Annotated in this window: 15 protein-coding genes; 11 read left to right on the top strand and 4 right to left on the bottom strand. The window is 57.1% G+C overall.

Annotated elements, in window-relative coordinates; genetic code table 11:
- Positions 1-16 precede the first annotated feature (16 nt).
- From yidD to rpmH, 3 genes are read right to left on the bottom strand one after another with little or no spacing between them, the layout of a single operon-like run.
- Positions 17-271, bottom strand: coding sequence for a membrane protein insertion efficiency factor YidD (gene yidD, locus D3870_RS00115; RefSeq protein ID WP_119735652.1), 255 nt, complete (start codon positions 269-271; stop codon positions 17-19).
- The gene (gene rnpA, locus D3870_RS00120; protein ID WP_119735654.1) at positions 268-642 is read right to left on the bottom strand and encodes a ribonuclease P protein component; all 375 of its coding nucleotides are present in this window, start codon (positions 640-642) and stop codon (positions 268-270) included. The genes yidD and rnpA overlap by 4 nt, the downstream gene beginning before the upstream one ends.
- A 30-nt stretch (positions 643-672) precedes the next feature.
- Positions 673-807, bottom strand: a complete 135-nt coding sequence (gene rpmH, locus D3870_RS00125; RefSeq protein WP_019142399.1) for a 50S ribosomal protein L34 — start codon at positions 805-807, stop codon at positions 673-675.
- Between the two features lie 397 nt (positions 808-1,204).
- On the opposite strand from rpmH, the gene dnaA reads away from it, so the two are divergent.
- The 8 genes from dnaA (at position 1,205) to D3870_RS00170 (ending at position 15,156) form a co-directional block, all read left to right on the top strand.
- Positions 1,205-2,587 (top strand): chromosomal replication initiator protein DnaA, encoded by a 1,383-nt coding sequence (gene dnaA, locus D3870_RS00130; protein WP_119735655.1) that lies wholly within the window; start codon positions 1,205-1,207, stop codon positions 2,585-2,587.
- 200 nt (positions 2,588-2,787) lie between these two features.
- Positions 2,788-3,894: a DNA polymerase III subunit beta gene (gene dnaN / locus D3870_RS00135; RefSeq protein ID WP_119735657.1), complete on the top strand. Its 1,107-nt coding sequence runs from the start codon at positions 2,788-2,790 to the stop codon at positions 3,892-3,894.
- Positions 3,895-4,014: 120 nt separating this feature from the next.
- Positions 4,015-6,513, top strand: a complete 2,499-nt coding sequence (gene gyrB, locus D3870_RS00140) for a DNA topoisomerase (ATP-hydrolyzing) subunit B (RefSeq protein WP_119735659.1) — start codon at positions 4,015-4,017, stop codon at positions 6,511-6,513.
- Between the two features lie 185 nt (positions 6,514-6,698).
- Positions 6,699-6,863, top strand: coding sequence for a Fic/DOC family N-terminal domain-containing protein (locus tag D3870_RS00145; protein ID WP_242489796.1), 165 nt, complete (start codon positions 6,699-6,701; stop codon positions 6,861-6,863).
- A 370-nt stretch (positions 6,864-7,233) separates the two neighbouring features.
- A complete protein-coding gene (locus D3870_RS00155; protein WP_119735663.1) occupies positions 7,234-9,579 on the top strand; it encodes a type I restriction-modification system subunit M in 2,346 nt (781 codons plus the stop codon).
- Complete coding sequence (locus D3870_RS00160) at positions 9,576-10,958, top strand: restriction endonuclease subunit S (protein WP_119735665.1); 1,383 nt, start codon at positions 9,576-9,578, stop codon at positions 10,956-10,958. The genes D3870_RS00155 and D3870_RS00160 overlap by 4 nt, the downstream gene beginning before the upstream one ends.
- Positions 10,955-14,215 (top strand): type I restriction endonuclease subunit R, encoded by a 3,261-nt coding sequence (locus D3870_RS00165; protein WP_119735667.1) that lies wholly within the window; start codon positions 10,955-10,957, stop codon positions 14,213-14,215. Before D3870_RS00160 ends, D3870_RS00165 begins: the two co-directional genes overlap by 4 nt.
- Positions 14,212-15,156 (top strand): restriction endonuclease, encoded by a 945-nt coding sequence (locus D3870_RS00170; protein ID WP_242489797.1) that lies wholly within the window; start codon positions 14,212-14,214, stop codon positions 15,154-15,156. The genes D3870_RS00165 and D3870_RS00170 overlap by 4 nt, the downstream gene beginning before the upstream one ends.
- 244 nt (positions 15,157-15,400) lie before the next feature.
- On the opposite strand, the gene D3870_RS00175 is transcribed toward D3870_RS00170, so the two are convergent.
- Positions 15,401-16,045 (bottom strand): MBL fold metallo-hydrolase, encoded by a 645-nt coding sequence (locus D3870_RS00175; protein WP_119735668.1) that lies wholly within the window; start codon positions 16,043-16,045, stop codon positions 15,401-15,403.
- A 477-nt stretch (positions 16,046-16,522) separates the two neighbouring features.
- On the opposite strand from D3870_RS00175, the gene D3870_RS00180 reads away from it, so the two are divergent.
- The 3 genes from D3870_RS00180 (at position 16,523) to D3870_RS00190 (ending at position 19,221) form a co-directional block, all read left to right on the top strand.
- Entirely contained in the window at positions 16,523-17,416 is an 894-nt protein-coding gene (locus D3870_RS00180) for a DNA ligase (protein WP_119735670.1), read from the top strand.
- A 356-nt stretch (positions 17,417-17,772) separates the two neighbouring features.
- Positions 17,773-18,456 (top strand): peroxiredoxin, encoded by a 684-nt coding sequence (locus D3870_RS00185; RefSeq protein WP_119735672.1) that lies wholly within the window; start codon positions 17,773-17,775, stop codon positions 18,454-18,456.
- A 240-nt stretch (positions 18,457-18,696) separates the two neighbouring features.
- Entirely contained in the window at positions 18,697-19,221 is a 525-nt protein-coding gene (locus tag D3870_RS00190; protein WP_199710475.1) for an ATP-dependent DNA ligase, read from the top strand.
- The last annotated feature ends 2 nt before the right edge of the window (positions 19,222-19,223 follow it).

The raw sequence follows: 19,223 nt of genomic DNA on the forward strand, positions 1-19,223 counted from the left end.
AAGAATAGTCGGGAATTCAGGTGTGGCGCCGCTCGGCGGCGCGACCAATGCGGGATGCCTTGTCAGGTACCGGATCGAGCCCGCCCGGATGCCACGGATGGCACTTGCACAGCCGCCTCGTCGCCAGCGCGCCGCCTTTCAGCGCGCCGTGGTCGCGGATGGCTTGCGTTGCGTAGTCGGAGCAGCTCGGGTAAAAGCGGCAATTCTGACCGAGAAAAGGACTGATGCCCAGCTGATACCCGCGCAACAGCAGCAACAGCAGCGTTTTCATCCCTTGTCCTCCGCCTTCGAGCGCGATAGTAGCAGCTGTGCGAGTTCCGTGCGCAACTCCGCCTTCAGTCGCGCCGACGTTGCCGGCCCGGTCTTCGAGTTCACCGGCCTGGACAGGCGCACGATGCAGTCGAGTGCAGGCAGTGCTGCCTGCCGGAACAGCTCGCGCGTGATGCGCTTGATCGTGTTGCGGGTAACGGCGCGCGGCGCGAAGCGCTTGGCTGCAACGATGCCAAGGCGGGCGTGATTCAGTTGGTTGCTGCGGGTGTAAAGCACAAAGTGTGCAGTCCGGAATGCGGGCCGCAAACGAAAAACGGATGAAAATTCATCCGTTTTAACGATACGCCGATCGCGTGAGTAATCTCCGGTCACGCCAGCAGCTTGAGCAGTGCAAGGTCCGGCTTATACAGCCAGACGCTTGCGACCCTTGGCGCGGCGTGCATTCAGCACGGCACGGCCGCTGCGGGTTGCCATGCGAACGCGAAAGCCATGAGTGCGCTTGCGGCGAACGACGGAAGGTTGGTAGGTACGTTTCATTGTTGGTCTCGCTAGTCAGCAATAGGGAATTGGATGATCACGTCAGCCATCGGGTTTCATGCCCTCGGCACAAAACACAGCAAGCGACAGGCAGTGAACCCGCAATTAAACATCACTTTCTGCTTGTGTGTCAATCACTTAGCACGTCCGTGGCCGATTCGGCAAGGGCTTTCGTGATTCGGAAACAGCTCCGCGCCTGTGGATAACTTTGCCCATCAAAGGTAGAATAGCCGGATCATGTGGCGCGTCCCTGCCGTCCCGTTGTGTTTCAAAACTTGCCGCTTTGCATGTCATTTTCCATGCGACGGCGTGCCGGACGGTGTCTTGAACGCCGAGGCGAAGCCGACGCAAGGGCATGACGATCCATTTCGCCCACATCCTTTTCACTAGATAATTCATGGAAAATTTTTGGCAGACTTGCTCCGCGATGCTGGAGCAGGAGCTTACGCCGCAACAATTTAGCGCATGGATTAAACCGCTGGCACCGCTCGATTTCGAAGATGGAAGGCTGCGCATTGCCGCGCCCAATCGTTTCAAGCTGGACTGGGTGAAGACCCAGTTTGCCAGCCGCATCACCACGCTGGCGACCGAATACTGGGAAGCGCCGATCGAGGTGCAATTCGTGCTCGACCCGCGCTTGAATGGCGCGAAGCGGCCGGTCACGGTTTCGATGGCCGTGGCCGACGGCAATGGTTCAGGCGGTCAACCGGATGTGCTCGAGCGGATCGAGACGCCGGTTGCGGACAATTCGCGCCGCGAGCAAAGCCGCATCAATACTGCGCTGACCTTCGAAAGTTTTGTTACCGGCAAGGCCAACCAGCTGGCGCGCGCTGCCGCCATCCAGGTCGCCACCAACCCCGGTGTTTCCTACAATCCGCTATTCCTGTATGGCGGTGTGGGGCTGGGAAAAACGCACTTGATCCATGCCATTGGCAACCAGGTGCTGGCGGATAATCCCAACGTGCGGATCCGTTACATCCACGCTGAACAATATGTTCGCGACGTAGTGACCGCTTACCAGCGCAAGGGTTTTGACGACTTCAAGCGCTACTACCATTCGCTGGATCTGCTGCTGATTGATGATATTCAGTTCTTTGCCGGCAAGAGCCGCACGCAGGAAGAATTCTTCTATGCGTTCGAAGCTTTGATTGCCGCCAAGAAACAAATCATCATCACGAGCGACACTTACCCGAAGGAAATCACGGGCATGGACGACCGCCTGATTTCCCGTTTCGACTCCGGCTTGACCGTTGCCGTCGAGCCGCCGGAACTGGAAATGCGGGTGGCCATTCTGCTGAAAAAGGCCGCCCAGGAGGGTGCGGTTCTATCGGACGACGTCGCATTTTTCGTCGCCAAGCATCTGCGCTCGAACGTGCGCGAACTGGAAGGCGCCTTGCGCAAGATCCTTGCCTATTCCCGGTTTCATGGCAAGGACATCACGATTGATGTTGTCAAGGATGCATTGAAAGATTTGCTTTCGGTACAAAATAGACAGATATCGGTGGAAAATATCCAGAAGACGGTCGCGGATTTTTTCAACATCAAGGTGGCGGACATGTACTCGAAAAAGCGTCCGGCCAATATTGCGCGTCCGCGTCAGATCGCGATGTATCTTGCCAAGGAATTGACGCAAAAGAGCTTGCCGGAAATCGGCGACCTGTTCGGCGGGCGCGACCACACGACCGTGCTGCATGCGGTGCGCAAGATCGCGGCCGACCGCAGCAAGAACCCGGAAGTGAACCATGAGTTGCATGTCCTCGAACAGACCTTGAAAGGGTGATGCCCGTGCCTGCCAGTCTGTGGATAACTTCCTGGCAGGAATACGCGAAAAGAGGCAATTGCAGGATGTAATTTGTTTTTTTGAGACAAGGGCTTTCTGTCAAAATAGAAGCCGATTTTGGCATTTGCATAACACGCAGCAATCAGGTTTTTTGGCTTCACCAGAGCATCCGTTTCAACTATCACTACAAGGATAAAAGCATGCAATTGGTTAAAACCCAACGAGACACGCTTCTCCGGCCACTGCAGATCGTGAGCGGTATTGTCGAGCGTCGGCACACCTTGCCGATTCTGGCCAATATCCTCATTCGCAAGGAAGGCGAAAAAGTGTCGTTCCTGTCGACCGACATCGAAGTGCAGATCACGACCAACGCCGAAGTCGGCAGCGGCGGCGAAGTGGCGGCGACCACGGTGGCCGCGCGCAAGCTGCTCGATATCCTGCGCGCACTGCCCGATACCGGCGACGTTTCGCTGTCGCTGGTCAACAAGCGGATGACGGTCCAGTCCGGCAAATCGCGTTTTGCCTTGCAGACGCTGGCCGCGGAAGAATTCCCGACCGTCGCGCAGGCCGAGCATTTCAACGCCAGGGTCACGCTGCCGCAAAAGACGCTGAAGCACCTGTTCAACATGGTGCATTTCGCGATGGCGCAGCAGGATATCCGTTACTACCTGAACGGTCTGCTGCTGGTGGTCGATGGCAAGAACGTGATCGCGGTGGCGACCGACGGTCATCGCCTCGCATTCTGTCAGGTGGAAACCGATCAGGATTTCCCGCGCCAGGAAGTGATCATTCCGCGCAAGACGATTCTGGAATTGCAGCGCCTGCTGGAGGAAAACGATCAGCCGGTGCAACTCGAGATCGCCAACAATCAGGTCAAGCTGAGCTTCGCCGATATCGAACTGATTTCGAAGCTGGTCGAAGGCAAGTTCCCCGACTACACACGCGTGATTCCGAAGGGTTACAAGAACGGTTTCACGATTGACCGCCTGCAGTTGCTGCATTCGCTGCAGCGCGCAGCGATCATGACTAGCGACAAGTTCAAGGGTGTGCGTTGGATCATCAGCCCCGGCAGCCTGAAGATCAGCTCCACCAATGCCGATCAGGAAGAAGCAGTCGAGGAACTCGAAGTCGATTATGGCGGCGACAGCGTCGATATCGGCTTCAACGTCACCTACCTGCTCGACGTGTTGAACAACCTCAAGGGCGACAACATCAACATCGCGCTGGGCGACGCCAATTCGTCGGCGTTGATCACGGTGCCCGACAACGCCGACTTCAAGTACGTCGTGATGCCGATGCGCATTTGACGCGTTTTACTGAGGCAGCAACACAAATTGACAAGGGGGCGGCGGGAATAGACGCGCGCCCCTTTGCCACATTTTAGAAATATTGATTCTTTAGCAGTACCGTTCTTTCAGAAGGCAGCCATGTCCGCGATCCCTCAAGAAAACACCACTTCCGCACAGCAAAGCCAGTACGGCGCATCCTCGATCCAGATCCTCGAAGGGCTGGAAGCGGTGCGCAAGCGGCCCGGCATGTACATCGGTGACACCTCGGACGGGACGGGCCTGCATCACCTTGTATTCGAAGTGCTGGACAACTCGATCGACGAGGCGCTGGCCGGCTATTGCAGCGAGATCCATGTCACGATTCATGCGGACAATTCGATCTCGATCACCGACAACGGCCGCGGCATCCCGACCGGCATCAAATGGGACGACAAGCACGAGCCCAAGCGCAGCGCGGCCGAAATCGTGATGACCGAGCTGCATGCCGGCGGCAAGTTCGACCAGAACTCGTACAAGGTTTCCGGCGGCCTGCACGGCGTCGGCGTGTCCTGCGTCAATGCGCTCTCGAAGCTGCTGAAGCTCACCATTCGTCGCGATGGCAAGGTGCACGCGATGGAATTCGCCAAGGGCGTGGTGCAGAACCGCGAACTCGAAACGCAGGATGGCGTTGCTGTCTCGCCGATCAAGGTCAGCGGCGAGACCGACAAGCGCGGCACCGAAGTGCATTTCTGGGCCGACGAGGAAATCTTCACGCATGTCGAATTCCACTACGACATCCTCGCCAAGCGTATCCGCGAACTGTCCTTCTTGAACAACGGCGTGCACATCAAGCTCACCGACCAGCGCACTGGGAAGGAAGAGGATTTCGCGTTCGAAGGCGGCACCCGCGGCTTCGTCGAGTACATCAACAAGGCCAAGAGCGTGCTGCACCCGACCATCTTCCAGGCCACCGGCGAAAAGATGTCCGAGCACGGGACCAATATCAGCGTCGACGTCTCGATGCAGTGGAATGACGCCTTCAACGAGCAGGTGCTGTGCTTCACCAACAACATCCCGCAGCGCGACGGCGGCGCGCACCTGACCGGCCTGCGCGCGGCGATGACGCGTGTCATTAACAAGTACATCGAGGAAAACGATTTCGCGAAAAAGGCCAAGGTCGAAATTTCCGGCGATGACATGCGCGAAGGCCTGACCTGCGTGCTGTCGGTGAAGGTGCCCGAGCCGAAGTTCAGCTCGCAGACCAAGGACAAGCTGGTGTCCTCCGAAGTGCGCGGCCCGGTCGAAGACATTGTCGCCAAGACGCTGACCGACTATCTGATGGAAAAGCCGAACGACGCCAAGATCATCTGCGGCAAGATCGTCGAAGCCGCCCGCGCCCGCGAAGCCGCGCGCAAGGCACGCGAACTGACGCGCCGCAAAGGCATCATGGACGGCCTCGGTCTGTCCGCCAAGCTGGCCGACTGCCAGGAAAAAGATCCGGCGCTGTGCGAACTCTACATCGTCGAGGGTGACTCCGCGGGCGGCTCCGCCAAGCAGGGCCGCGACCGCAAGTTCCAGGCAATCCTGCCGCTGCGCGGCAAGGTCCTGAACGTCGAAAAGGCGCGCTTCGAAAAGATGCTGTCCAGCGAACAGATCACCACCCTGATCGCCACGCTCGGCACCTCCATCGGCCCGGACGAATTCAACGTCGAAAAACTGCGCTATCACCGCATCATCATCATGACCGATGCGGACGTCGACGGCGCCCACATCCGCACGCTGCTGCTGACGCTGCTGTATCGCCAGATGCCGCAACTGGTCGAGCGCGGCCACGTCTACATCGCGCAGCCGCCGCTGTACAAGGTCAAGCACGGCAGGGATGAGCGCTACCTGAAGGATAATGTCGAAGAGGCGCAATACATGATGCAGGTTGCGCTGCACGACGCCGCACTGGTCCCGGCAGAGGGCGCAGCACCGATCACCGACGATGCGCTGGCTGAGTTGGTGCGTCAGTACAACACCGCCAACGCCATCATCATGCGCCTGGCACGTGCGATGGACGAAGCCGCACTGTCGGCCATCATGACCGGCGTCACGCTCAACCTCGACACGGTCGCCGACGCCGAGACATCCGCTGCCGCCCTGACCAGGGCGATCAACGAGCCAGGCGTCGAAATCATCGTCAAGTCCGACGAACTGTCCGACAAGCACATGCTGCGCGTCCAGCGCCACCATTTCGGCAACCTGAAGGTCAGCGTGATGGATGCCGACTTCGTCGCCAGCCCCGACTACCAGATTCTTGCCAACGCCGCCGCCACCTTCAAGGGCCTGATCGGAGCAGGTGCGCTGGTGCGTCGCGGTCAGGGGGAGAAAGCCAAGGAAATCGCCATCCGCGACTTCCACGAAGCGATGAACTGGTTGCGCGACGAAGCCGAACGCGGCGTCTCCAAGCAGCGCTACAAAGGTCTGGGCGAAATGAACCCCGCACAGTTGTGGGAAACCACGATGGACCCGACCGTGCGGCGTTTGCTGAGAGTGCAGATCGAAGACGCGATCGCAGCGGACCAGATCTTCAGCACGCTGATGGGCGACGATGTGGAGCCGCGCCGGGCGTTCATTGAATTGAATGCGCTGCAGGCGGGGAATATTGACGTGTGATTCATGTCCTACAGTGGTTGTGACAAATATGAGCTCCTATGGGAGCTCATATTTTTTGGGCCGAATCTTGCTCTTGTGCAAAAATCAATATGTATAGGGAATCCGGTTTTCTATGCGTACACGTATAAATATGTATAGGAAAGAGTCGTTTCCTATACATATACATCCCGGAGTTCGGAGGGGCAATGACCAAAATATTTCCGCTTGACCAATTAAGCACCGAGCGTTTTGAAACCCCGGCCATTCTCAAAAAGCTTGCAACCGCCAGTCGAAAACTGGCTGAACTGAAAGGTGTGGCCGCCTCGATTCCCAACCAAGGCATTCTTATTACAGAGAAGTCAGTAATTTAGGTGACAGCATTGCGATCGCGTTCCCTTCCCTTCAAGGGGAGGGTTAGGGGTGACGCAGGGATTTCGAGGAGCATGCTCCTCGCCTGCGGAACAGCAGAGGCTTGCAAGCCTCTGTGCGCCCTGCAAGGGGGGATGGGTTAAATCCGCAGCGTAAAACCCATCCCCATCTCCGCCTTCCCCTTCCCCTTGAAGGGGAAGGAGTTGAAGCAATGCAGCCGTCGTCCAGATTCCCGACTGCTGAGTAATACCCTCGGCCTCCAAGAAGCGAAGGATAGGGCAGCACAAAAAACCAGCGCGTCATGTGCACGCTCTTGGGAATCGCTGGGCAAGGCCACTATCGCACCGATCCAAAAATCAGAAAATTGTTTCAATGACACAGACATCAAATAATCTCGCATCCGAATCCTGGGCCATCGCCGACTTGCTGCGCGGCGACTTCAGGCAAAGTCAATACGGCCGCATCATCTTGCCGTTCTGCCTGTTGCGCCGACTCGAATGCGTACTTGCACCCACCAAGGAAAAAGTGCTCGTCGAGTACGAAAAAATCCAGGGCATGAACCTGCCGGAAGAGGCGCAAGAAAAAATGCTGTTGCGCCCAACTGGCGATCTGAAGTTTTTCAACACCTCGAAAATGGATCTCGCCAAGCTGGGCGAAGTCGGCATCAAGGCCAATCTCGAAAGCTACATCCAAAGCTTCTCCAAAGACGCTCGCGAGATTTTCGAATATTTCAACTTCGCCGAATTCATCGGTCAGCTCAACGACGCCAACCTGCTCTACAAGGTCGTGCAAAAGGTTCGCACCATCGACCTCAGCCCCAAGGCCGTCTCCAACCACGACATGGGCCTGGTCTTTGAAGAACTGATACGGCGCTTTGCCGAAAGCTCGAATGACACGGCCGGTGAACATTTCACCCCGCGTGACATCGTGCGCCTGACTACGGCACTCGTGTTCATGGAAGACGACGAGGCGCTCACCAGGCCCGGCATCGTCCGCACCATCTACGACCCGACCGCAGGTACCGGCGGCTTCCTCTCATCCGGCATGGAATATGTGCACGAGCTGAACCCGCGGGCGAAGATGGTCGCCTTCGGCCAGGAGCTCAACCCCGAAAGCTACGCCATCTGCAAGGCAGACATGCTGATCAAGGGGCAGGAAGTCGGCAATATCAAGCTCGGCAACACGCTGTCCAACGATCAGCTTCATGGCATCAAGTTCAGCTACATGCTCTCCAATCCACCCTTCGGCGTGGACTGGAAAAAGATCGAGCAGGACATCGTCGCCGAGCACATGCAAAAGGGCTACGACGGCCGCTTCGGCCCCGGCCTGCCGCGTGTGTCCGACGGCTCGCTGTTATTCCTCCTGCATCTCATCAGCAAGATGCACGACGCTTCCGCTGGAGGTGCACGCATCGGCATCATCCTGAACGGCTCACCCCTGTTCACCGGCGGTGCCGGCTCCGGCGAATCCGAAATCCGCCGCTACATCCTCGAAGCCGACCTGCTCGAAGCCATCGTCGCGCTGCCGACCGACATGTTCTACAACACCGGCATCGCCACCTATGTCTGGATCCTCTCCAACAAGAAAGCCGCCGAGCGCAAAGGCAAGGTACAACTCATCAACGGCAGCAACCTGTGCGGCAAGATGCGCAAGTCCCTGGGCAGCAAGCGCAACGTCATGGACGACGACGACATCGCCACCATCACCCGTTGCTTCGGCAACTACGAGGTCGTGGATGCACGTGCACTCGACAAACCGGCAGAACAGAAAGGCAATCGCGGCAGGCAATCCGTCACCTCGAAAACCGAAGCCCCGAAAACCTTCGCCAGCAAAATCTTCCAGACCCACGAATTCGGCTACCGCCGTATCACCATCGAGCGCCCGCTGCGCATGTCCTGGCAGTTCAGCGACGAACGCCTCGCTGCCTTGCGCTTCGAGCCCGGCGCAGTGAACGCCGCGATGCAATGGGCCTATGCGTGGTTCGGCGTCGAAGACAGCGCCAACAGTGGTCATACATGGAGCGATGACCTCGCCTGCCCGTATTACGGCGACCTGCACGCGCATGAAGACACGATCCGCCGCTACGTCAAAATCCACTTCCCCGACCTGAAGGAAAAGCAGATCAAGGACTTGCTCGACCGCGACACCTGGCTCGCGCAAAAGCGGCTCTTGCTCAAGGCCCGGCAGTTGCAACAGGCCATAGGCAGCGCGCAGCACGACGACATGAATACTTTCGACGACGTGCTCGCCGACGCCTGCAAGGCGCAAGAGATAACGCTCGATGCGAAAGAGAAAAAGCAGCTCACCGACGCCGTGAGCTGGAAAAATCCCGAGGCCGAAAAAGTCATCAAGAAAATTCACAAGGGCAAGGCCGATCCCCTCTACGGCTTGTTCGCCGTCGGTAGGAAGGTGATCGAATACAAGGCCGACAGCGACCTGCGCGACTTTGAAAACGTCGCGCTCGACCCGTCAAAGACGGTCAATGAAGTGAATGAAGCCTACTTCATCAAGGAGGTCCTGCCGCATGTGCCCGATGCGTGGATCGACGGCAGCAAGAAGGATGAGAAGGATCAGCAGATCGGTATCGTCGGATATGAGATTCCGTTCAACCGGCATTTTTATCAGTACCAGCCGCCGAGGGAGTTGGCCGAGATCGATGCGGATCTGGATGCGGTGAGTGCGGAGATCATGAAGCTGCTGCAAGAGGTGCATTCATGATGAATCGAAAATATCGACCTTATGAAGAATACAAAGATTTGGGCGTTGAATGGTTGAACCGTATTCCGAAACATTGGAATTTGAAGAAGCTGAAATTTCAGGCTTCGGTTTTCCCAAGTAACGTCGACAAGAAATCAAAAGAAGGAGAAATTCCGGTAAGGCTTTGTAACTACACGGACGTCTACTACAGCGAACGGATTACGAGCTCAATTGAGTTCATGAGCGCTACTGCGACACCGGAGCAAATAGAAAAATTTTCGCTGAAGGCTGGGGATACTTTAATTACCAAAGACTCCGAAGATCCAAACGATATTGCGATTCCCTCATATGTGCCAGAAGATATCGAGGGGGTTATTTGTGGCTACCATTTAGCAATCGTCAGGCCCCATATTGAAGGAAATGGACGCTATATTAAACGCGTCTTTGAAAGTGATTATGCAAAAGCATATTTCTCTACAAGAGCAAATGGATTGACCCGTTACGGGTTAGGAACCTACGCATTATCGAACGTTTTTTATCCCAGCCCTCCGGTGGACGAGGCGCAGTCAATCACCAACTTCCTCGACCACGAAACCGCCAAGATCGATACCCTGATCGAGAAACAGCAACAACTCATCAAACTGCTAAAAGAAAAACGTCAGGCAGTGATTAGTCATACCGTGACCAAAGGTTTGAATCGCGATGTGCCAATGCGCAACTCAGGCGTTGAGTGGCTTGGCGAAATGCCGGAGCATTGGAAGGTTTCACGAATCAAAAATGCGGCGTCGAAAATTGTAGATGGACCTCACTTTTCGCCATCATATGTTGACGACGGTTACATGTTCATATCGGCGAGAAATATTAAAGTTGATGGATGGTCATTGTCAGACGCCAAATTTATTTGCGAGAGAGATTTCTTAGAATTTAATAAGAGAATTCGACCTGAGAAGGGGGACGTGTTACTTACAAAAGGCGGAACAACTGGAATAGCCCGCGCTGTCGATCTTGATTTTCCTTTTCAGGTTTGGGTGCATGTAGCTGTTCTCAAAACGATTCGAACAAAAGTTACTCCCTTTTTCGTGGCTTATGCTTTAAATGGGACAGCATGCTATGAGCAATCACAGTTATCTACGTATGGCGCCACGAACAACGACTTAGGCTTGAGCCGAATTGCAAATATTGTTTTCGCGATGCCGCCACTCGAAGAACAAAAAGAGATTCATGAATATCTAGACGATGAGTGCAAGAAATTTGACGCCTTAATTGCAAAATGCCTTGAAAGCATTAATCTGATGCAAGAACGCCGCACTGCCCTCATCTCCGCCGCCGTCACCGGCAAGATCGACGTCCGCGACTGGCAAGCGCCCTCCCACACCACCCACAAGAAGATCGCCGCATGACGACCTTATCCAGCCACGGCAAAGTCAACGAACTCGTCTTTCAAAACGACATGATCCGGCAGCTGGTCGCCAATGGCTGGTTGCTCGGCTCTCCTGAAAAATACAACCGCGCGCTGGCCTTGTATGAAGAGGATGTGCTGGGCTTCGTGAAAGACACGCAGGATGAGCAATGGCAAAAGTTCTGCGCGCTGTATCCGAACCAGCCTGAACAGAAATTTCTTGAGCGCGTCGCGACGCAATTGAACAAGGCTGATCCGAATGCGGCGGACAAGGAGTTGCGTACTTTCGGCACGCTGGGCGTCTTGCGTCACGAATTGCGCGACCGTGGCACGCGCTTTTCCCTGTGCCAGTTCAAGCCTGAGCATGATTTGAACCCGGACACGCTGGCGCGCTACAAGCAGAACCGACTGCGCGTGGTGCCGGAGCTGGTGTACAGCCCTTGGGTGAAGGGGGGTGATGAGGCGGTGCGCGCGAAGGCGTGGCGCATCGATCTGGTCTTGTTCGTCAATGGCTTGCCGGTGGCGACGCTGGAGCTGAAGTCGGAATTCAAGCAGGCGGTGCATAACGCAATCAAGCAGTACAAAACCACGCGGCTGCCGATCGATCCGGTGACGAAGAAGCCGGAGCCTTTGTTGACCTTCAAACGCGGGGCGCTGGTGCATTTCGCGGTCAGCCAGTACGAGGTCCATATGGCGACGCGGCTGGAGGGAGAGGAGACGTTTTTCCTGCCGTTCAACAAGGGGACGAAGGATGGCGGCGCCGGCAACGATGTGCCGGAAGACGTGACGAAGTACGCGACGGAGTATCTGTGGAACGAGGTGCTGCTGCCCGATAACCTGCTCAACATTCTTGCGCGTTTCGTGCACTTGCAGATCGAGGAGAAGGAGGATTGGGAGGGGCGCAAATACAAGAAGGAAAGCTTGATCTTTCCGCGCTATCACCAGTGGGACGTGGTCAACAGGCTGCTCGATGCGGCACGCAGCGAAGGGCCGGGCCAGAAATATCTGATCCAGCATAGCGCCGGCTCGGGCAAGTCGAATTCGATCGCGTGGGTCGCGCATCAGTTGTCCTCGCTGTACGACGCCAATGGCAACAAGCAATTTCATTCCGTCATCGTGGTCACCGACAGAACGGTGCTGGATGCGCAGTTGCAGGACACGATTTTCCAGTTCGAGCATGCCGATGGCGTGGTCGGGCGGATCAACCGGCAGGAAGGCGACGGCTCGAAGGCGGAGAAGCTGGCGGCGGCGCTGGAGCAGTCGCAGCCGATCATCATCGTCACGATCCAGACCTTTCCGCATGTGCTGAAGGCGATCGAGAACAGCGTCAGCCTGAAAGAGCGCAACTACGCGGTGATCGCCGACGAGGCGCATTCCTCGCAGACCGGAACGACGGCGCGCCAGCTGAAGGAAGTGCTGATGGTCGAAGGCGTTGAGAACTCGGATGAAGACGAAGTGACGACCGAGGATATTCTCGATGCGACCGTCGCCTCGCGCCGTGGATCGAAGAACGTGAGTTATCTGGCCTTCACCGCCACGCCGAAGGCCAGGACGCTGGAGCTGTTCGGCCGTTTGCCGAATCCTGCCGAGCCGTCGTCCAAGACCAACAAGCCTGCCGCCTATCATGTGTACAGCATGCGTCAGGCGATTGAGGAAGGTTTCATCCTCGATGTGTTGAAGAACTACACCAACTACAAGGTTGCCTACAACCTGGCGATGAAGATTCAGGCGGGCGATCAGGAGGTGGAGAGCAAGAGAGCCCATGTCAAGCTCAACCAGTGGGTGCGCCTGCACGACTACAACATCAGCCAGAAGGTGCAGGTGATCGTCGAGCATTTCAAGAACAATGTCATGGGGCTGCTCGGCGGACAGGCCAAGGCGATGGTGGTCACCAGCTCGCGCAAGGAGGCGGTGCGCTACAAGCTCGGCTTCGACAAGTACATCGCGCAAGCCGGTTACCAGAAAATCCACGCGATGGTGGCGTTCTCGGGCGAGGTGGAATTCATTGACAAAGACCCGAATGTCGATGCGCTGCTCGGGCAGAAATTCACCGAGTCGAACATGAACCCGAACCTCAAGGGCCGCGACATGCGCAAGGCCTTTGATACGGACGACTATCGGGTCATGATCGTCGCCAACAAGTTCCAGACCGGCTTCGATCAGCCCAAGCTGTGCGCGATGTATGTGGACAAGAAGCTGGCCGGCGTCGAGTGCGTGCAAACGCTGTCACGCCTGAACCGGACGTATCCCGGCAAGCGGGAAACCGGGACGTATGTGCTCGACTTCTTCAATGAGCCGCAGGACATTCTGGATGCCTTTCAGCCGTATTACCAGACGGCGGAACTGGCGGATGTATCCGATCCCGATCTGGTGTTCGATCTGTTCGGCAAGCTGCGCGCCTCCGGCATCTTCACCTGGCCGGAGGTCGAGCAATTCTGCAATGCGTTTTTCGTGAAGAGCAAAAGCAATGCGGCGCTTGCCAACATTTGCAAGCCCGCGGTCGAGCGTTGGCAGAAGCGGTACAAGTCGGCGGTCGAGGCTTACAAACAAGCCAAGGAAATCGTCGAACGCGCCAAGAAGTCGAAGGATGCCGTGCTGATTGTCAACGCTGAAAACAGCTTCAAGGAGTGCAAGCGGGAAAGAGATGGACTCGAAATCTTCAAGAAGGATCTCGGTACTTTCGTGCGCTTTTATGAATTCATGTCGCAGATTGTCGATTACGACGACAAGAACCTGGAGAAGCTGAGTCTGTATGCGCGCAACCTGCGTCCGATGTTGCGCGAGACAGTGGCCGATGACGATGAGATTGATTTGAATGCCGTCGAGTTAAGTCGTTACCGGCTTTCCAAAATCCGCCAGCAGGATTTGACGCTGCGGCAGGACACCGATGAATACAAGCTGGAGCCGACCGACGCTGCCGGTACGGCGAAGGCGAAAGACAAGAAGGTCGAATTCTTGTCGCAGATCGTGCATCGTCTGAATGAGTTATTCATTACCGATCAGTTGAGCGATAACGACATGGTCAATTACGCGTATACGATTCGCGATAAGGTCAAAGAGAACTCAACCGTCATGCAGCAACTGGAAAACAACCCTGCCGAGCAAGCGATGTTGGGAGGTTTTTCCAAGGCGGTGGATGATGCCATCCTCGACAGCAGCGACGCGCATCGCAATCAGATGATGCAATTGCTATCCGATCCAAAAAAGGTGGCAGGGTTTGCGAAGATCGTGTTTGATTTACTCATGTCCGCGCATTGAGCGCAGTTGAATCCATCAATCCACAAAACACCATGGCTGAAGTCACTAGAAAACGTACCGGCGAATTGCTCCGCAAACTCTTTGCGATCTTGTTGGATTCTCCAGAGGGATTGCAAGCGGGATTGGCGTTAAAGAAACTTGCCGATTCCGTCACGCTATCGCCGTATGAGGCCGGGATTTATGAATCCACGGGAGATCGTCGTTTCGAGAAAATCGTGCGCTTCGCGACCGTGGACTGCGTCAAGGCGGGATGGATGCTCAAGCATAAGGGAACGTGGACCGTTACACCGGCCGGCATCGATGCCTACGACGGTATCGCCGACCCGGAGGCGTTCTACAGGACGGCGGTCAAACTCTACGGCGAATGGAAAGCCAGCCAAAAAGGACAGCAGCCGATGGCGGCGTTGACTCAGCAGGAGCTGATCGAAGAGGATGCCGACGAAAAGGCGAGCAGCATCACGTTTGAGCAAGCCGAGGAACAGTCGTGGTCGGAAATCGAACAGTATCTGCTCGCCATGAATCCTTACGATTTCCAGGACTTGGTCGCCGACTTGTTGCGGGCGATGGGATATCACGTGTCATGGGTTTCTCCGCCGGGAAAAGATGGGGGCGTGGATATTCTTGCCTATAACGACCCTCTCGGAACCAAGCCGCCTCGCATCAAGGTGCAGATCAAACGCGTCGGCCAGCGCGTGGCGATCGATACCCTGCGCGCATTCTCGTCCTTGATCGGTAACGACGACGTTGGCTTGTTCGTTTCGACAGGCGGTTTTACCAAAGACGCCAATGAGTTCGCTCGCATGCAGGAAACGCGAAAGATTACCTTGATCGATCTGGAAAAGCTGGTCGAGTTTTGGGTGCAGTACTACGACAAACTGGATGACAGCGCACGGCGGCGTTTGCCGTTGACCCCGATCTATTTTTTGACGCCAGCGGCGTAAGACTTGCGAACAAATGCCTGAAGTTCGAATTTGACATGCATTCCACCGAACTTCCTTCACTGCGCCCTCTGCTCGGCGGGGTTGTAGCAGGCTTCGATTCCGGCACGAGCCTCCGAACATACTGCGTTCGATGTGGCGGACGCTGCTCCTTGTCTTTCATCCCGATGCAAAATCGACTTGATCTCTCGGGGGCCAGAGATACCTGCCGGGCCAGTTAGGATGACAACAGTACGTTCGCCAAACTCTATCGAAATCGCGCATCGCTGACAAAGGAATTGTGCACGCGCTCATGCCCGAAAGTGGACGTCGGACCATGGCCCGGCACAAATGCGACATCATCGCCCAATGGCCACAACCTTTCCCGGATCGAGTGGATCAACGTGGCAAAGTCCCCACGCGGGAAGTCGGTGCGTCCGATCGATCCCTGGAACAGGACATCGCCGACAAAAGCCAGGCGCACACCGACATGAAAAAACACCACGTGTCCGGGCGTGTGGCCCGGGCAGTGAAGCACTTGCAATGTCTGCTTGCCGAAACTCACCGTATCGCCGTCTTCCAGCCAGCGGTCCGGCTCGAATGCGTCAGCTGGCGGAAAGCCGGTGCGCCGTGTCGCCTCCGGTAATTGATCGATCCAGAACTTGTCTTCGCGCTGCGGCCCTTCGATCGGCACGCCGAATTCCTTGCGCACTTCGTCGGCCGCCGCACAGTGATCGAGATGGCCATGCGTGAGGAAGACTTTTTCCAGCGATACGCCCAACTGCTCCAGCGCCGCGCGCAGTCGCGGCACGTCGCCGCCGGGATCGACCAGCGCCGCCCGTCCGGTTTCCTCGCAGACGAGGATGCTGCAGTTCTGCTGATATGGCGTGACGGGGAGAATGGCGCATTTCATGGGGTGACCGCAGTGGAATCGTGAAGCCGGCATCATACCAAGGCGTGTGCGAGTGTTCAGGGCGCCGCAGTCCTGGCTGAAAGCCCGTGGCGAAACGCCGGCGGCGTGCCGTGCGCCAGATATTGGAACGTGTCGATTTGCAGGAAAACCCTGCATGGAGAGTGTCACGCACCCGGGCACAACATCGTGGCGGCCTCATTGAGCATGAGGCAGACGACGGCGGCATTCCTGTGAATGTGTCGGCAAGCCGTTCGTAATCGCGCGCCTGACGGCGCAAGCGCGCGGCCCGGGCAACTGCGCTCGACCACCCGCGTCGGGGCCGCATCCCGATTCCGTGGCATTTCGTCCGACGTCGCTGAAGCGATATTTGACAGTTATCGCGCCAAGGCAATATCGTTCCCGAGAGTTGTTATCAAAACAATAAAATACCCGTCGCAGAACAATCCTTCCTTTTCATCCCCCAATATCAACGTCAACATGAAAACGACTCGACCCCGCGCATTACGTCCTTTGCTCGCCGCATTGCTGTTGAGTGGCGTCCTCCAGCCATGCATGCCGGCGTACTCCACCGAGTCGGCGACTGTCAGCCCCGACCTGATCGCTCCGCCATTGCTGCTGGCACAAACCTATTCCGACAAACACGATCTCGCGCATTACCTGGTCAGCGAAAAGCTGGACGGCGTTCGCGCTTACTGGGATGGAAGGAATCTGCGGTTCCGCAGCGGCAGGTTGATCCATGCGCCCGCCTGGTTCACCGCACAGTTTCCCGCACATGCGCTGGACGGGGAACTATGGATGGGACGTCAGCGCTTCGAGCGGCTGTCCGCCGCAGTACGCAGGCAGGAGCCGATGGATGCAGAGTGGCAGGCCATCAGCTATCAGCTCTATGAACTGCCCGATGGCGAAGGCAGTTTCAGCGAGCGCATCGCCGCCCTGCAAGCGAGTGTCGCGCAGGTCGGCGTGCCATGGTTGCGCGTCCTGGCGCAGACGCGGGTGAGCGACCAGGCGGCGTTGAAAATGAAACTGGCGAAAGTCGTACGCGAAGGCGGCGAAGGCTTGATGCTGCATCGGGCCGACGCGCCATGGCAGACCGGGCGTTCAGACGTTTTGCTGAAACTGAAGCCGCATCAGGACGCGGAAGCGGTGATCGTGGCGCATGAGGCGGGGAAGGGGAAATATCAAGGCATGCTCGGCGCCCTCATCGTGATGACCCCGGACGGCCGGCGCTTTCGTCTGGGTAGCGGGTTGAGCGACACATTGCGCCGCTCGCCGCCCGCAATCGGCAGTACCGTCACCTACCGCTATCGTGACTTCACCTCGACAGGCTTGCCGAGATTCGCCAGTTTCTTGCGAGTACGGGAAAGCGAGTAAACGAAACAAGCCGAATAAACGAAACAAGCGTTGTTGCGCAGGGCAATCCGCATTCAGCATTCACGGCAACATCGCGGCCAATTGACAATCAAGCGGCAAACCACGGCTACCGGATGACACTTCCCGCATCCGTAACGCATTGAGCAATATCAAACGCGTGGCGATGGCGGAACCTATGCTGGATATGCGGCTGCTGTACGTGGAAGCTTCTGCTTGTCATTTCGCCTCAGCATTTGTGAAATGACGGAATCTTTCGGCAGCGAGGATCACAGGGCAGTCTGCGTTTCGCAGCAATCACGATCGTGTGTACTTGTTGCTGACAGCGCAATTGCAATCAGTAAAGAAGGAGAGCGAACATGTCACTACGCATCAACGATATGGCCCCCGATTTCAACGCCGAGACGACCGAGGGACCCATCAGTTTTCACCAGTGGATCGGCAATGGCTGGGCGATCCTGTTCTCCCACCCCAAGGACTTCACGCCGGTCTGCACGACGGAACTGGGCTACATGGCCAGGATCGCGCCCGAATTCGCGAAGCGGAATTGCAAGCTGATCGGCTTGAGCGTCGACCCCGTCGAGAGCCATGCGAAATGGGCCAAGGACATCGAGGAAACGCAGGGCCATGCGCCCAACTATCCGATCATCGGCGACCGCGATCTTGCGGTGTCCAAGCTGTACAACATGCTCCCCGCGGACGAACCGGGGACTTCCGAAGGCCGCACACCCGCCACCAACGCGACGGTGCGGTCCGTGTTCGTCGTCGGTCCCGACAAGAAGATCAAGCTGATGCTCACCTATCCGATGAGCACCGGCCGCAATTTCGATGAAATCCTGCGCGTGCTCGATTCGATGCAACTGACGATGGAAAACAAGGTGGCGACACCGGTGAACTGGAAACCCGGCGAGGACGTGATCATCCTCGCGTCGGTCAGCGACGACGAGGCGAAGACTTTGTTCCCCGAGGGCTGGACCACGGTCAAGCCGTATCTACGTACGGTCAAGCAGCCGGCGAAGGCCGGGCAGGCATCGCGTGGCTGAACGCATGCATGTCTGAGCTGACGCCGCCTCGGGCGGAGCGATGTTGGCAGGGCGGGTTCATCCCTGGATGGCGCTGGCCGCCTTGCTGTTGCGCTTGCCTTTGGGGGCTGGTTCACGGGCGGCGGGAACAGTTCGTGCATATTGGGATGGCAAGAGTCTGCGCTTTCGTAGAGGCAGGTTGATTCATGCCCTTGCATGGTTTACTGCACCATTGCCCGCGCATGCACTGGATGGGGAATTGTGGATGGGCCGCCGGAGTTTCGAACGCTTGTCCGCCGCGTACGCAGGCAGGAACCGCTGGATGCGGAGTGGAAGAACATCAGCTATCAAGTCTATGAACGGCCCGGTGGCGAGGGCAGTTTCAGCGAGCGCATCGCTGTTCTGCAGACGAGCCTCGCGCAGGCTGGCGTTCCGTGGCTGCAAGTGCTGGCGCAGACGCGCGTGGCCGACAAGGCGGCGTTGCGGGTGATGCTGGCGCAAGTGGTGCGCGAGGGAGGCGAAGGCCTGATGCTGCACCGGGCGGATGCGGTTTGGCAGACAGGGAGGTCGGACGTGTTGCTGAAGCTGAAGCCGCAGCAGGATGCGGAAGCGGTGATGGTGGCGCACGAGGCGGGGAAGGGGAAGTGCCGCGGCATGCTGGGTGCGATCGTGGTGATGATGCCGGATGGCCGACGCTTTCGCCTCGGTAGTGGCTTGAACGATGCCGTGCGTCTTGCGTCGCCAGCCATTGGCAGCACCGTCACCTACCGTTATCGCGACCTGTAGTG

This window comes from Noviherbaspirillum cavernae, assembly GCF_003590875.1.
Taxonomy (GTDB): Bacteria; Pseudomonadota; Gammaproteobacteria; order Burkholderiales; family Burkholderiaceae_D; genus Noviherbaspirillum; species Noviherbaspirillum cavernae.